Source organism: Sphingomonas sp. AC435 (assembly GCF_979253005.1).
In genome coordinates, this window is the sequence record NZ_CEEDCJ010000001.1 from 661,068 (window position 1) to 676,099 (window position 15,032).

The following is a 15,032-nucleotide window of genomic DNA, read 5'->3' on the forward strand; positions in this document are numbered from 1 at the left end:
GACCGCTGAGGGTTCAGCCGAGAACCCGAGCTTCCTCGACCAGCATCACGGGCACGCCGTCCCGAATCGGATAGGCGAGCCCCGCCGCCTCCGACACCAGTTCCTGCGCCGCTTCGTCGTAGCGCAGCGGCGTACGCGTCACCGGGCAGACGAGCCGTTCCAGCAGCCACGGATCGAGCGCGCTCATTGCAGCGTCACCCGATCCTCACCGTCGTGGCGGCCGAAGAACTGCATGAGCTGGATGATGAGTTCGGCGCGCTGTTCGATATCGGGCGCCTCCAGCAGCGCCTGTTTGGCGGCGACGTCGAACGGCGCGATCTGGGCGATGCCGTTGACGAGGCTCTGGTCGTCGAGCCGGCCGACCGCATCCCAATCCACCGAATAGCCGGCAGCGTCGGCGAAGCGGCGCGATTCCATTTCCAGCGACGAGCGACGGCCCAGTGACAGCGCGTCGTCGGCAATCGTCGGCAGCAGCTCCGCCTCGATCTGGCGGAACGCGGTTGCAGCGTCGAGTTCGCGGACGACGCGGAACAGCGAAAGCCCTTCGAGGATGACGTTGTAGCGGCCGTCCTCCAGCGCCTCCACCTCCGCGATCTTGCCGACGCAGCCGGTAGTATAAAGCGGCGGCTTGTCCGACATCGCGCCCGGCTCGATCCGCGGCTGGATCATGCCGATCCGCCGGTCACGCGCCATCGCGTCGGAGATCATCGCGCGGTAGCGCGGCTCGAAGATGTGCAGCGGCAGGTGCATGTCGGGAAACAGCAGCGCGCCAGGCAGCGGAAAGATCGAGAGCCGCGTCATCGGGCGTCCGTCATCCGAACAGCACCGCGGACAGACGGCGGCGCTGCGCCGACACCCAGGGGTCCATCAGGCCGACGACTTCGAACAGCTTCAGCAACTGGGTGCGCGCCGCCCCGTCGTTCCACTCGCGGTCGGCGGCGACGATGTAGAGAAGGTTGTCCGCCGCGGCATCGCGGTCGCCCGCCGCCATCTGCGCGCCCGCAAGCGCGAAGCGACGTTCGTGATCGTCGGGGTTGTTCTGAACCTCGGTCGCGAGCGCGGCATAGTCCGCCACCGGTTGCGCGGTCTGCGCCAGCGCCAGCGCGGCACGCGCACGGTCGAGGCCGGGGTCCTTCAGGTCGACGGGCAGCGCATCGACCGCCGCCTGCGCCTCGTCGGTGCGGCCGGCGGCGACCAGCGCGCGGATGCGGCCGGACAGGACGGCGGGGTGCTCCGGCGCCATTTCGAGCAGCTGGTCGAACAGCGACAGCGCGCGTTCGCCGTCGCCCTCGGCGAGAATGTCCTCGCCCATCGCGATCAGCGGCTCCAACTCGGCCTCCTGATCGGCGGCTTCGGTCTGGATCGGCAGCTGCTTCAGCAGCTGGTCGAGCATCGTCCGCAGCGCGCTTTCGGTGCGGGCCGGCGTCAGGTCGGCGACGAGTTGCCCCTGGAACATCGCATAGACGGTCGGGATCGACTTGATCTGGAATTGCGCGGCGATGAACTGGTTCTTGTCGGTATCGACCTTGGCCAGCACGACGCCCTTGTCGGCATAGGCGGCGGCGACCTTTTCCAGCACCGGCGTCAGCGCCTTGCAGGGGCCGCACCACTCCGCCCAGAAATCGATGATGACGAGGCTCGACATCGACGGTTCGACGACGTCGCGGCGGAAGGCGGCGACCGCATCCTTTTCGGCAGGCGACATTCCCAGGGTGGCCACGTGATCTCCGTTCGCTTGTGTCGGTCGCTATTTGGGGCGGAAGGGGGCGGATTGGAAGCGGGAGCGAGGTGAAAGGTCCCGAAGCTCGGGGGATATCGCGTGCAGATGGGGCTGTTCGCTGGTTCGCTGGTTCGGTGTCGGCGTGCGAAGGAGTCTTTACCGCACGGGACGGGTGAAGGACAGCTTTGGGCGTTCCCACTCCTTCCGGCCCATCCACCCCGGCGAAGGCCGGGGGCCAGGCGCCGCCCATGTCGTGAGTCTCAACAGCTTCGTGGAAGCTGGACCCCGGCCTTCGCCGGGGTGGTGAGGGTGGGAGGTTCGCCCGCATTTAATGGAAATCGCGCGATTTGGGCAGCACGCGTACGTCGCGGGGATGGCCGTGGCGGGGGGTGTGACTGGGCGCGTCGTCGTGGCGGGGGTCGCGGCCGCGGGGGTGTTGGGGGCGGATGAACTCGTCGGCGCGCGACAGGGTGATCGTCGGCTGGTGATCCTCCGACAGGCGGCGCAGTTCGTGCGTGCGATCCTCGACCCGCGCCGTCATCAGATGCACGACCCCCTCGTCGCTGCGCTGGACGACGCCGTGCAGGACCATCAGCCGCGACGCCATCACCGCGCGGCGATGCTCCTCGAAATCGCGCGCCCACATCAGCGCGTTGGCGACACCGCTTTCGTCCTCCACGGTGATGAAGACCGCGTTGCCCTTGCCCGGTCGCTGGCGGACCAGAACGACACCGGCGACGCTGGCGCGGCGGCCGTCCTTCGCATGACGCAGTTGTTCGCAGGTCAGGATGCCCTCGCCTGCGAACGTCGCGCGCAGGAAGGTCATCGGGTGGTCCTTCAGCGACAGCCGTGTCGTCTGGTAGTCGGCGGCGACCTGTTCCGACAACGGCATCTCGGGCAGCTTCGCATCCGGCTCCACACCCAGTTCCGGCGCATCGGCGGCGGCGAACAGGGCGAGCTGCACCGGCGGCGTCCGCCGGACCTCCCATCCCGCCTGCCGCCGGTCCGTCCCCAGCGAACCGCACGCATCGGCATCGGCGAGCAGCTTCAACGCCCGCGACGGCAGTCCGGCGCGGCGGGCAAGGTCCTCGATCGACGCGTAGGGCGCGGCGGCGGCAATGGCGTTCCCCCAATCCTCGCGGAAGCCGTCGATCTGACGGAAGCCGAGGCGGATGGCGACGTCGCGATCGTCGCGGACTGCAGCATCCCAGCCGACCGGACTGCCATCCGGACCGACGCGCCGGCGATGGAAGTTACGCGCGACCGGCCTTGGCGCACCGGGTTCGAGCCGGTTGTCCCAGATGCTGTGATTGACGTCGATCGGCTTCACGTCGACGCCATGTTCGATCGCGTCGCGGGCGAGTTGCGCGGGGGCGTAGAAGCCCATCGGCTGCGAGTTCAGGATCGCGCAGCCGAACACCGCCGGATAGCGGCATTTGATCCACGACGAGACATAGACCAGCCGCGCGAACGACAGCGCGTGGCTTTCGGGGAAGCCGTAGCTGCCGAACCCCTCGATCTGGCGATAGCAGCGTTCCGCGAATTCGCGCGTGTAGCCGCGCGCGGTCATGCCATCGACCAGCTTCGCCTGAAAATCCTCCATGCCGCCGACGTGGCGGAACGTCGCCATCGCCTTGCGCAGGCGGTTCGCCTCGTCGGGCGTGAAGCTGGCGGCGACGATCGCCAGCTTCATCGCCTGTTCCTGAAACAGCGGTACGCCGTACGTTTTGCCGAGCAGCGTCTTCAGTTCATGTGGATCGTGCGGCGGTGACGGCGACGGACATTCGACCAGCTCCTTGCCGGCGCGGCGGCGCAGATAGGGGTGGACCATATCGCCCTCGATCGGTCCCGGCCGCACGATCGCGACCTGCACTACCAGATCGTAGAGTTCGCGCGGGTTGAGCCGCGGCAGCATGTTGATCTGCGCACGGCTTTCGACCTGGAACACGCCGATGCTGTCGCCGTCGCACAGCATCTCGAACACCTCCGGCGCATCGGGCGGCACTGTGTCGAGATCGTGGTCGCCCATGTCGGCACCCCGCATCAGGTCGAACGCCTTGCGGATGCAGGTCAGCATGCCGAGTGCGAGGATGTCGACCTTCATGATCTTCAGGACGTCGATGTCGTCCTTGTCCCATTCGATAAAGGTCCGGTCCTTCATAGCGCCATTGTGGATCGGCACTGTCTCGTCCAGCCGCCCCTCCGTCAGGACATAGCCGCCGACATGCTGCGACAGATGGCGTGGAAACTTGTGAAGCTGGTCGACGATCGTACGCAGTTGCGCGATCTGCGGATTGGCGATGTCGAAGCCGGTTTCGTGGAAGCGCCGTTCGTCGAAGCGATCGGAAAAGCTACCCCAGACGGTGCTGGTCAGCCGCTGCGTGACATCCTCTGTCAACCCGAGCGCACGGCCGACCTCCCGCACGGTGCTGCGCGAGCGATAGCAGATGACGGTGCCGGCGATCGCGGCGCGGTGGCGGCCGTAGCGGCGGTAGATGTACTGCATCACCTCCTCGCGCCGCTCATGTTCGAAATCGATGTCGATATCGGGCGGCTCGTCGCGCTCCGCCGACACGAAGCGCGAGAACAGCAGGTCGTGCTTCATCGGATCGACCGAGGTGACGCCGAGCAGCCAGCACACCGCCGAATTCGCCGCCGAGCCGCGCCCCTGACACAGGATCGGCGGTTTGCACTCTTCGCGGGCGAAGCGGACGATGTCGTGGACGGTGAGGAAATAATGCGCGTAGTTGCGGCTGGCGATCAGCGGCAGTTCTTCGTCCAGCAGCTTCTGGAGCCTGTCCGGAATACCCCCGGGAAACCGCTGTAGCGCTGCGGCATAAGTGATGTGCTCCAGCCAGCTTTGCGCGCCCCACCCCTCCGGCACCGGTTCGTGCGGGTATTCGTAGGAGAGCTGCGACAGGTCGAAACCGATGCGGTCGAGCATCATTCCGCTTTGCTCGACGGCATCCGGGCGGAAGGCGAACAGCCGCGCCATTTCCTCCGGTGGTTTCAGATGGCGTTCGGCATTGGCGGCGAGAATGCGGCCGGCGGCGTGGACGGTCAGGCCTTCGCGAATGCACGTAACGACGTCATGCAGCGGGCGGGCGCCCGGATCCGCATAAAGCGCATCGGTGGTCGCCAGCAGCGGCACGCCGGCCGCGTCGGCGACCGCCGCCAGCCGCGCCAGCCGCCGCCGGTCGCGACCCGCACGCGGCATCGTCAGGCCCAGCCAGACGCGACCCGGTGCGGCCTTCGACAGTTCGCCGAGCGTCGCCGGCAGGCCGGGGTCGGCACGGCGTGGCGGCAGGGGGATGCCGGGCATGGGTTTGGCGGGACGCTCGGTCGAGCGATGGAGGACGATCAGCAGCAGGTCGTCGGCGTGGCGCACGAGGTCGCCGAGCCCGAGGATGCAGCCACCCTTTTCCGATCGAAGATTCCCCGTCGTCAGCAGCCGTGTCAGCCGGCCCCAGCCGTGGCGGGTGGCGGGGTAGGCGACGATGTCGGGTGTGCCGTCCGCGAACACCAGCCGCGCGCCTACCGCCAGCTTGAACGCGAGCGGCGGCAGTTGCGCGCCGAGCAGCCCCTTTCGCGCGCGCTCCAGTGCGTCATAGGCGCGGACGACGCCGGCCACGGTGTTGCGGTCGGCGATGCCGATGCCGGCGTGCTTCAACTCCACCGCGCGGGCTACCATGTCGCCGGGCTGGCTCGCGCCGTCGAGGAACGAGAAGCTGGTGGCGGTGACGAGATCGGCGAACGCGGTCATCGCCCGTCGGCAGCTCCGCAACCTTGTATAACCTGCTTCTTGGGCGTCGCACCCACTGCGAACGGCATCACGCGAACAGTCCGTGCAGGTACCAGCGCGGTGCTTCCGTTTCGGAATACAGGCCGTGGCGGAAGATCCAGAAGCGCCGCCCGCGCCGGTCTTCGATGCGGAAATAGTCGCGCGTGGGGATCGCGGCGTCGTGGCGTCGCCACCATTCGCCCGCGATCCGCTCCGGCCCCTCGGCGCGCGCGACGTCGTGCAATGTGCGCCGCCAGCGGAAGCGGGCGGGCGGGCCGTCCGGCACCTCCGCCATGACGCTTTCGATCGGCTGCGGAGGGTCGAACAGGTAGATCGGGCGGAGCGGCGGCTCGCCCGCCTCCGGCTCCGGCCAGGGTATTGCCGCGGTCGCGGGCGCGGCGGCGGGCAGCATCAGTTCGGCCTGTTCAGGGATGTGGCTGTCGCGCGCCGCAAATCGCCGGACGCGATCGCGGCCGAGGCGCGTCGACAATTGATCGACCAGCGCACCGACATCGCCGCCGCCAACACTCTTGCGCGTCTCGCCCCCCTCCAGCTGCAACTGGCTGGTGTCGAGCCGCTCCGCCAGCACCACGTCGAGCCGGATCAGGTCATAGCCGAACCCGGGGTCGAGCGGATCGGCGAGCCCGTCGATCCGCTCCGCGAACAGCCGCATCAGCAGCGATACGTCGCGCGTCGGGCGGCCGGTTTCCACGCGCAGCCGCTGGATCTGACCATCGGCGCGGAACAGCTTCGCCTCCCACCGGCGACCACCCTCGCGGCGTTTCTCCAGCGCGTCGATGGCTTCGGCCGCGAGGTCGGCGATCACCTCCAGCGCATATTCGGTACGCGCCACCGGTTCGGCAAAGCGCCGCTCGGCCGCGATCGGCTGGACCGTCTTGCGCGCCACGACCGGCGCTTTCACGTCGCCGGACAGCCGCCGCACCGCCGTCGCCGCCGCTTCACCGAAGCGCGCGGCGATGCCGCTGAGCGGGCGGCTCATGACGTCGCCGACCGTCTTCAGCCCGGCGCGGCGCAGCGCCTCGCTATCGTCGTCGTCCAGCCCCAGCGCCGCCACCGGCAGCCGCCGCACCGCCCCCGCCTCGTCCGGGGCGGGGGCACCGGCATAGCGGGCCAGCGCGCGCGCCACTTCCGGGGTGTCGCCGAACGCGTGGCGGACCAGCACGCCGCGCCGTGCCAGCCGCCCCTCGACATCCGCCGCCAGCGGCCGCTCCCCTTCGAACGCATGCACGCAGCCGGCGATGTCGAGCGTCAGCCCGTCGGGCGCGTCCAGCGCGACGGTCGGCGTGTAGCGCGCACATCCCTCCGCCAGCCGTTCCAGCCATTCGTGATCGGCGTGCGGGTCGCTGGGGAAAACCTCCAGCTCCGGCACCCGTGCGCGCGCGTCGGCCAGCGTCAGGCCGGGTTGCAGCCCCGCGAGCACGCCCGCCCGGTCGAGCGCGACGAGGCGCACGGCCTGACCGATCGTCTCCACGAAGGCGGTCGGCGTCTCATCCCGCCCGACGAACAGATGGGGCCGGGTCGCGCGCAACCGCTCGATCGGCAACCAGGGGAAGACCAGTGCCAGGTAGCGTCGCTTCCTGGGCCGGTAGGGTGACGAAGTGTCGGGTTTCACGGTTCCACTCCACGGGCCAGCGGGTGCCGGCAGGGCCGCCGCGCCGACGCAGGCATTCGACGAGAAAGGCAGGTCGGCCGGGTGCGGGCGTGCCGAACACGTCCCCCGGCAAGGTGCGCGATGGCATGGCGGCAATGCCCCACCGGCTGGCGGCGGCGCTGGGCTCCACCTGCGCGGCGAGGCGGACGCTGAGCACGGTGACGCCGGACGCTTCGGCCGCCAGCATCAGCCGGCGGGTCGCCGTCAGGTCCAGCCCCGGCACGCGCCCGTGCGTCTCGACGATGACGGTGCCGAGCCCCGGACAGCGCGCCGCATCCGCCGCCACGCGCAGCAGCGCCGCCGGATCGGGCACCTCCGCCAGCACCAGCGCGTCGGGCGCGAGACCGAGGTCGAGCAGGCCGGTGGCGTGTAGGCGGCCGTCGCCCCGCCCCTGCTGGCGGACCCACAGGATCGGCGCGGCGACGGGTCCGATGGCCGTCGTGTCCCCCTGCTTCTGTCCGGCCAGCGCCAGCGCGACCGCAAATCCTGTCGCCGCCGGGCCGTCCTCCGCCTCCATCCCGTAGATCTCGTGGAGCTGCGCCGCGGGGGCGCCCTGCATCAGCCAGTCGTCCGGACCAGCGGAATCGCTCACCCTGCCGCTCCGGGGGGCGGCGATCGCGCGCAATTGCGCTATCAGGGCGTTCGAGTCGGCCATCTATGTTCTTGTAATGTTCTATTTAGCGAGTCGCCAACCCTGAATCTTTCGCGCATTCGGAACGGCCGCGACTTTTGCGCTTGCGGCTATGGCGGACCACTGCTAGTGGCCGCGCCTCACCCAGCCGGTGGCTCTCATGAGCAACCGGCACATGGCGCCAGAGCGGGCGTAGCTCAGGGGTAGAGCACAACCTTGCCAAGGTTGGGGTCGAGGGTTCGAATCCCTTCGCCCGCTCCAGTCATTCCGTCGAAGCCGCCAAGCTTCCGGCAGCCGCCTCAGCGGCACTATAAATCAAACGTTCAGGTCCGCCGCCAGCGATAACGATACATATCGCCCGGCGTTGAAGTACAATCCTTCCGATGCGTTGGCGACCCAGCGATAGGTATCGAACAGGTTGTTGACCTGCACCCGCGCGATCACGTCGCGTCCCGCCAGATGCAGCCGATGACGGGCCCCCAATGCCACGACGGGCCGCGACGGCAACCGCACGATATTGGCCTGATCCGCCAACGATCCGCCATGCCGCGTCACCTGCACATCCAGCGACGAGCCGTTCCATCCGGGCGGATGCAGGTCGAGTGCCAGCACGATCCGGCTGCGCGTGACGCCGACCGGGCGCGCGCCGATCGTGCCGTCTTCCACCAGCGCCCCGCTGACCCGCGGATCGAGCAGGACTGCCCCGGCGACGATACTGAGCGCAGGCGACGCGGTGCCGCTGAGCGATCCCTCGACGCCGCGGTGCCGGACTTCGCCGAGACGGCGGTAGATGTCGGCGCCGTCAGGTTGAAGTACGGCTTGCGCACGTCGAACAGGCCGATCGCGGCTTGCAGGGTCTTGCCGAGCGCGATCCTCAGCCCACCGTCGATCTGACGCGTGCGGAGCGCGGGCGGAGCGGCATTGCGGTTGACGGCGATGTCCGGGGCGACATCGCTCTCCTCCAGACCTCGCGTGACGCCGGCATAAGCCGCGACATTTTTCGTCAGATCGAACGATGCCATCAGGTTCACCAGCCACGGCCGTTCGCGCGCATCGATCCCTGCCCGATCCGGCGGCCGGACCGTCTTGCGATAGTCGGTCTTCTGCACACCGATGTTGACGCTGCCCCGCCCCTGCCAGCGGCCCTCATAGGCGAGGCCAAGCGTCACCTGTCGCACATCGTCGGGCGTGCGGGGTTGGAAGTCGAACGCGGGTTCATCGACCGGTCGACGCGTGTCGATGGACCGGCGCGGCAGTGCGACCGCCTCGGCATTGCCATAGAGGCGCGCCTGATCGCGGGCGCGCACCGAGACGTGGACACGGTGCACGCGTTGGCCCTCCACCCAGCTTCGCGACAGGCGCAATTCGCCGGAAGTGGAGGCGTAGCGTGAGGGCGGCGCGGCCAAGACGGTCTCCACCCCCGCGCCCGCGCGGTCCACATCGAGCCACACGGTCGTCCGGTCGCGCGCGATCGTGAAGACGGAGCGGAACAGCCCGGCTGCCAGCGACCACCCGCCTCGCCGGCCCCGCGCGATCAGACCGGCATTATCGCCGCGGCTGGTGTTCGTGGCCCAGCGTTGTCCGGTGTAACGCTGACGGTCGCCGATCCGCGGCGGCAGGAAGGCTCCATCGACGAAATAGGTGGGGCGAGATTCCTCGCTCCAGTAGCGATCGGTGCTCCAGAACGGGATGATCTCGACATCGACGGCGGGTCGCCAGCGCGCGCTGATGCCGGCGGACAGCACTTCGGGCGTGCCGCCGAACGCTTCGTTGTCGCGGTAGGCGCCGACACCACCGGCTACCGACAGGGTCTTGCCGATCACCGGCGCACGCACGTCCGTTTCGATGCCGATATCGCCGAAGCTGCCCGCCGTCAGCCGGGGGCTGACGACCAGCGCGTCGGGAGCATCGGGCAGGCGGAAATCGGCGATGCCGGTCGGCGCGGGAAACGGATAGTCGATCGCGGTCAGCCCGACGCGGATGATCGAGCTGTCGACGACCCGGTAGCTGAGGTCCGCCTGCTGGTCGATATACAGCCCCTCCAGCCGGACGTTGCCGGCGTCGATCGGTGAGAAACCGCGCACGTCCTCCTCGTCGTACAGGCCGATCGATTCATTGGCGTAGCTGACGCCGAACGCGTCTTCGGCCGCGCGCGCGGCGTTCTGCTCCGCGCGCTGCGCGGACGCCGCGCCGACGGTACCGATGCACCCGCCGGTCGCGACAAGTCCGACTATCATCAAGTTTCGCATATCGCCACCGCCGCGGGCGTAGCGTGCCGGGTGCGCGCCACCAAGGCGGATCGCCACCGGATCGGGGGAACGGCGACCGTTCCGGTCGGTTGTTTGGCGACAACAGCGACTTAGCGGACACGAATTTGCGGGAGACAAGCATGAGCGACGACAGCCAGACGACGGGTGCCCGGATCGCGAGAGGTGCGCTGGCCGGGGTGATCGGCGGCATCGTCGCGTCGTTCGCGATGGACGGGCTGCAAATGCTGCTGGCGAAAATATCCAGCAACGACAGCGGTAGCGACGAAGAGCCGACGACGAGCAAGGCAGCGGACGGCATGGCCAGGGCTGTCACTGGTGATGACGTTGGAGAGGCGAACAAGCCGCTCGCCGGACAGGCGATGCATTATGGCCTGGGGGCGGCACTCGGCCTTGCGTACGGCGTTGCGGCAGCCTTCGAACCTCGGGTGACGACGGCGTCGGGGACGCTGTTCGGGCTGACCACCGCTACCGTGCTGGACGAGGGCGCGGTGCCGGCAATGGGGCTCGCCGACGCGCCGTGGAAGACGCCGGCGTCGGGGCATCTGTACTCGCTGGCGTCGCATCTGGTGTTCGGCGGCGTCACGGAACTGGTACGCGCTCAGGTCGACCGGACGCTGGCTCCTGCGGACTGACGTCGCAGCCCGGTCGCGCGCTTGCCAACGGACCCGGCGGGCGGCAGCGACGTTCACCGCGAGTTCAATGCGCGGTCGCTATCGCCGCGCCACCCCTCGGGAGATCGTCGTTGAAGTCCTTGATCGCCGCCGCCTTGCTGACCCCTGCCGTCGTCCTTGCCGCCCCCGCCGCGGCACAGGCGAACGATTTGGCGACCGTGCAGCGCTATCTGAAGGCGATCACGACGATGACCGCCGATTTCAGCCAGACCGATCGCAACGGGCAGGTGCTGACGGGTACGCTGACGTGGAAGCAGCCGGGCAACATCCGCTTCCAGTATCAGAAGGGCGTGCCGACCCTGATCGTGGCGGAGGGCGGTGCGCTGACGTTCATCGACTACTCGGTGAAGCAGGTGCAGCGCTGGCCAATCCGCAACTCGCCGCTGGGCGTGCTGCTCGATCCGGGTCGCGACCTGTCGCAATTCGCCAAGGTCGTGCCCGGCGATCCGCGGCTCGTGTCCGTCGAGGCGCGCGACCCCAAGCATCCCGAATATGGCCGCATCACGCTGGTGCTGGCGCGCGATGCGGCGGCCCCGGCGGGGATGACGTTGCAGGGCTGGGTCGCGCTCGACAGCCAGAACAATCGCACGACGGTGCGCCTTTCGAACCAGCGTTATGGCGTTCCGGTGGCGAGCAACACGTTCCGCTGGGTCGATCCGCGGCCGACGACGCGGCGGTAGTCCGTCGATCTTCCATGCTCGCGCCTCCGTGGGAGCGCTCGGACGATGTAGCCGGTGCGAATGATCGGCCAGGAAACGATCGGTTTCCCAGCCAAGTCTTTTTTTACAAAGCCATTCATCCAATCGACAGGTTGCCGGGGCTAAAGCCGATTTGCGAGTGTGGGGCGTCCGGGATTTCCCCCTGTTGCCTGGATTTCATCCCCATTCGCCTGCGTGACGAACGCTGAGTCGGCCCTCGTTCCATGCCCCCGGAACGGGGGCCTTTCTCGTCTGGCGGCTCGCCGCCGGACCGGCCGTCAGCGTGAAACGATGACGGACTGCGCGGCGTGGCCGTGACACCTCAAGCCTCCTCCCACGTGACGCGCCCCGCAAAACCGGCTACCCGCGCGCCCGTGAAGATCGTCTCCTGGAACATCAATTCGGTGCGGTTCCGCATCGCCATCGTCGAGCAATTCCTGCGCGAGCAGGCACCGGATATCCTGTGCCTCCAGGAAACCAAGGTCATCGACGACGACTTCCCGTTCGAGATGTTCCGGTCGCTCGACTACGACCACATCGTCATCCACGGCCAGCGCATGCACCACGGCGTCGCGATCCTCAGCCGCGTGCCGATCACGCTGGACGACCGGTTCGACTGGCAGGCCAACCGCGAAGCGCGACATGTCGGCGTGGCGTTGCCGAACGGCGTGCGGCTGGAAAACGTCTATGTCCCCGCGGGCGGCGACGTGCCGGATCGCGAGGTGAACCCGAAATTCGGGCAGAAGCTCGACTTCGTGGAGCGGATGACGCGCTGGTCGGAAGGGCTGCCCGGCCCGACGATCCTGGTCGGCGATTTCAACATCGCGCCGCTGCCGGAGGACGTGTGGAGCCACAAGCAGCTGATCGACGTGGTCAGCCATACGCCGATCGAGGTCGATGCGCTGGGTCGGTTGCAGGCGGCGGGCGACTGGGTCGATCTCGGCCGGCACTTCCACCCCGCCCCCAAGCGGCTGCACACCTGGTGGAGCTACCGCGCGAAGGACTGGGCGGCGTCGGATCGCGGGCGGCGGCTCGACCATATGTGGGCGACGCAGGACGTGGCGGCGCAGGCGGTCGCGCACACCGTGTTCGAGGATTGCCGCGGCTGGATGAAGCCGTCCGACCATGTGCCGATCATGACCGAGTTCGCGTGGTGAGGGAGGCGCGCGACGTCGCCCGCGCAATCGACGCGATGCGACGCGGCTGGCCGATCGCGATCGCTGCGCCGGGGGAGGCTCCGCTCACGGTGCTGGCGGTGGAATCGGCGGACCCGTTACGGCTGGCGGCGTTCGCGCCGGAGGGCGGCCCGGTGCTGATCTCCAGCGGTCGGGCGGAAACGCTGAAGCTGACGAACCAGCTGGCCGCCGCCGATCCCGATTTCCCGGTGGTGGTGGAGCATGCGCCGTGGCTGGATTTCGACGCGGCGGTGGCGCTGGCCGATCCGCAGCTCGATCTGGCGACGCCGCTGAAGGGTCCGTTTCGCACCGCGACGGTGACGCGACCGGTGGCGTCGCTCGCGGCGCTGAGATTGGCGCGGATCGCCGGGTTGTTGCCTGCCTTCTTCATCCACGGAGTCGAGCCCGAGGTGACGATCGCCGCCGCCGCGATCGATGCCTACACCGCGCCTGCCTCCCTGCGGATTGCAACGCGCGCGCGGCTGCCCGTCGACGGGGCGGAGGATGCGGAGATCGTCGCCTTCCGTGCGCCTGATTCGGGCGACGAGCATGTCGCGTTGATCGTCGGCCAGCCGGACGGGACGCCGCCATTGGTGCGGCTGCACAGCGAATGCCTGACCGGGGATGTCCTCGGCAGCCTGAAGTGCGATTGCGGGCCGCAGCTTCATGCCGCGATCCGCGCGATCGCTGCCAACGGCTGGGGCATCCTGTTGTATCTGCGGCAGGAGGGGCGCGGGATCGGGCTGGTCAACAAGCTGCGCGCGTACCGGTTGCAGGATCAGGGATTCGATACGGTCGATGCGAATACGCGGCTGGGCTTCGCGGTCGACGCGCGTGATTTCGGGGTCGCGGCGCGGATGCTCGACCTGATCGGCCAGCGCGCGGTGCGGTTGCTGACCAACAATCCGGCCAAGGTTGCGCAGCTGGAGGCGGCGGGCACGCGGGTGGTAGAGCGGGTGCCGCATCACCTGCCGCCGAACCCGCACAACGCGCGCTACCTGGCGACGAAGCGCGACCGGACGGGCCACGAGTTTTAAGCTCCGCCGCTGTCCCGGCGAAAGCTGGGATGACGCATTCTGCTATCCCAGCACCCGCGCCACCTCGGCGAAGTCTGCCGCGATGACATCTGCGCCGAGCGCGAGCAGTCGCTGGCCGTGATCCGCCGGGCAATGCAGCCCCGCGCACAGCCCAATCACGAACGCGCCCGTCTTCGCCGCGCCCGTCACGCCGACCGGCGAGTCCTCGATGATCGCGCAGCGTTCGATCGGCACGCCGAGCGCGTTCGCCCCATACCAGTACAAATCCGGCTCCGGCTTGCCGCGCGCGACATGCTCGCGCCCGGAATAGATGTGGTCGCCGAACGCCTCGCGCAGACCGAGGTGGCGCAGGTGCGTGTCGATCCAGCGCGTCGAACTCGACGACACCACCGCGCGCGGCAGGTCGGCGGGCAGCGAGCGGACAAACGCCACCGCGCCCGCGACCGCGTCGATCCCCTCCGCCAGCACGCGGGCATTCTCGACGTCGCGATCGGCGTGGAACGCGTCGGGCAGCGGCTTGCCGATCCAGTTCTCGACTGCCGCAATGAAGTCGGTGCCGGACAACCCCATGAAATGCGTCATCGAATGCTCGGGCGTCGTCGGATAGCCCGCCGCCGTCAGCCACTCCGCCAATTGGCGATTGCCCGACGCTTCGCTCTCCAACAGCACGCCGTCGAAGTCGAACAACAGGGCATCGTACATCATGCGCGCGCTCCGAACAGCGCGGCGCCGACGCGGACATAGGTCGCGCCGAGCATCACCGCCGTCTCCAGATCGTCCGACATGCCCATGCTCAGCCCCGCCAGCCCGTGGTCGCGCGCCAGTTTGGCGAGCAGCGCGAAATAGGGCGCGGGCTCGAGGTCGGCGGGCGGCACCGCCATCAACCCGGCGATCGTCAGCCCCGCCCCTCGCGCATGCTCCAGCAACGCCGGCAGCTCGGCCACCGCGCAGCCGCCCTTTTGCGGCTCGTCGCCGATATTGACCTGCACGAAGCAGGCAGGATGCTTGTCGGCCTTGGCACATGCTGCCGCGAGCGCATCGACCAGCGACGGACGGTCGACCGAGTGGATCGTGTCGAACAGCGCCACGGCATCGGCGGCCTTGTTGGACTGAAGCTGTCCGACGAGGTGAAGCTCGACATCGGGATAGCGCTCTCGCAGCGCCGGCCATTTCCCCTGCGCCTCCTGCACGCGGTTCTCGCCGAACGCGCGCTGCCCGGCGGCGAGCAGCGGTTCGATCTCCTCCGCCATCCGAGTCTTGGAGATGGCGATTAGCGTCGCGGCATCGTCGTCGCGCCCGGTGAGGCGCGCGGCGGCGGCGATCCGGGCACGCACCGTCGAGAGAGGGTCCTTTTCGGTCATTCGCGGCGCTATAGGG

At 68.7% G+C, this 15,032-nt stretch carries 14 protein-coding genes and 1 tRNA gene; 5 read left to right on the forward strand and 10 right to left on the reverse strand.

What is annotated here, in order from left to right; translation table 11 throughout:
• Window positions 1–13: 13 nt before the first annotated feature.
• The 6 genes from AC0CH8_RS03100 to AC0CH8_RS03125 all read right to left on the reverse strand — a co-directional run bounded on the left by AC0CH8_RS03100 (window position 14) and on the right by AC0CH8_RS03125 (window position 7,765).
• Entirely contained in the window at window positions 14–187 is a 174-nt protein-coding gene (locus tag AC0CH8_RS03100; RefSeq protein WP_465238625.1) for a Trm112 family protein, read from the reverse strand.
• Window positions 184–801: an LON peptidase substrate-binding domain-containing protein gene (locus tag AC0CH8_RS03105; RefSeq protein WP_055844499.1), complete on the reverse strand. Its 618-nt coding sequence runs from the start codon at window positions 799–801 to the stop codon at window positions 184–186. The genes AC0CH8_RS03100 and AC0CH8_RS03105 overlap by 4 nt, the downstream gene beginning before the upstream one ends.
• Before the next feature lie 10 nt (window positions 802–811).
• Complete coding sequence (locus AC0CH8_RS03110; RefSeq protein ID WP_239474681.1) at window positions 812–1,705, reverse strand: tetratricopeptide repeat protein; 894 nt, start codon at window positions 1,703–1,705, stop codon at window positions 812–814.
• A 343-nt stretch (window positions 1,706–2,048) separates the two neighbouring features.
• Window positions 2,049–5,483, reverse strand: coding sequence for an error-prone DNA polymerase (locus AC0CH8_RS03115; protein WP_465238626.1), 3,435 nt, complete (start codon window positions 5,481–5,483; stop codon window positions 2,049–2,051).
• A gap of 67 nt (window positions 5,484–5,550) precedes the next feature.
• Window positions 5,551–7,050 carry a Y-family DNA polymerase gene (locus tag AC0CH8_RS03120; protein WP_465238627.1) on the reverse strand — a complete coding sequence of 500 codons (1,500 nt, stop codon included), beginning with the start codon at window positions 7,048–7,050 and terminating at the stop codon, window positions 5,551–5,553.
• Complete coding sequence (locus tag AC0CH8_RS03125; RefSeq protein WP_465238628.1) at window positions 7,010–7,765, reverse strand: ImuA family protein; 756 nt, start codon at window positions 7,763–7,765, stop codon at window positions 7,010–7,012. Before AC0CH8_RS03125 ends, AC0CH8_RS03120 begins: the two co-directional genes overlap by 41 nt.
• Before the next feature lie 225 nt (window positions 7,766–7,990).
• Between AC0CH8_RS03125 and AC0CH8_RS03130 the strand changes: the two genes are divergently transcribed.
• Window positions 7,991–8,065, forward strand: a tRNA-Gly gene (locus AC0CH8_RS03130).
• Between the two features lie 54 nt (window positions 8,066–8,119).
• Here AC0CH8_RS03130 and AC0CH8_RS03135 read toward each other — a convergent pair.
• Window positions 8,120–8,359 (reverse strand): hypothetical protein, encoded by a 240-nt coding sequence (locus AC0CH8_RS03135; RefSeq protein WP_465238629.1) that lies wholly within the window; start codon window positions 8,357–8,359, stop codon window positions 8,120–8,122.
• On the reverse strand, window positions 8,356–10,041 hold the full coding sequence (locus tag AC0CH8_RS03140; protein WP_465238630.1) for a TonB-dependent receptor: 1,686 nt from the start codon (window positions 10,039–10,041) through the stop codon (window positions 8,356–8,358). Before AC0CH8_RS03140 ends, AC0CH8_RS03135 begins: the two co-directional genes overlap by 4 nt.
• Before the next feature lie 152 nt (window positions 10,042–10,193).
• On the opposite strand from AC0CH8_RS03140, the gene AC0CH8_RS03145 reads away from it, so the two are divergent.
• From AC0CH8_RS03145 to ribA, 4 genes are all read left to right on the forward strand, one after another.
• Window positions 10,194–10,706, forward strand: a complete 513-nt coding sequence (locus AC0CH8_RS03145) for a DUF1440 domain-containing protein (protein ID WP_465238631.1) — start codon at window positions 10,194–10,196, stop codon at window positions 10,704–10,706.
• 110 nt (window positions 10,707–10,816) lie between these two features.
• Window positions 10,817–11,425 carry a LolA family protein gene (locus tag AC0CH8_RS03150; RefSeq protein ID WP_465238632.1) on the forward strand — a complete coding sequence of 203 codons (609 nt, stop codon included), beginning with the start codon at window positions 10,817–10,819 and terminating at the stop codon, window positions 11,423–11,425.
• Between the two features lie 392 nt (window positions 11,426–11,817).
• The gene (gene xth, locus AC0CH8_RS03155) at window positions 11,818–12,600 is read left to right on the forward strand and encodes an exodeoxyribonuclease III (protein WP_465238633.1); all 783 of its coding nucleotides are present in this window, start codon (window positions 11,818–11,820) and stop codon (window positions 12,598–12,600) included.
• Complete coding sequence (gene ribA / locus AC0CH8_RS03160; protein ID WP_465238634.1) at window positions 12,594–13,655, forward strand: GTP cyclohydrolase II; 1,062 nt, start codon at window positions 12,594–12,596, stop codon at window positions 13,653–13,655. The genes xth and ribA overlap by 7 nt, the downstream gene beginning before the upstream one ends.
• Window positions 13,656–13,697: 42 nt before the next feature.
• Here the strand turns inward: ribA and AC0CH8_RS03165 are convergent, their stop codons facing one another.
• Both AC0CH8_RS03165 and AC0CH8_RS03170 read right to left on the reverse strand, forming a co-directional pair.
• The gene (locus AC0CH8_RS03165) at window positions 13,698–14,360 is read right to left on the reverse strand and encodes an HAD family hydrolase (protein ID WP_465238635.1); all 663 of its coding nucleotides are present in this window, start codon (window positions 14,358–14,360) and stop codon (window positions 13,698–13,700) included.
• A complete protein-coding gene (locus AC0CH8_RS03170) occupies window positions 14,357–15,016 on the reverse strand; it encodes a YggS family pyridoxal phosphate-dependent enzyme (protein ID WP_465238636.1) in 660 nt (219 codons plus the stop codon). Before AC0CH8_RS03170 ends, AC0CH8_RS03165 begins: the two co-directional genes overlap by 4 nt.
• Window positions 15,017–15,032 lie beyond the last annotated feature (16 nt).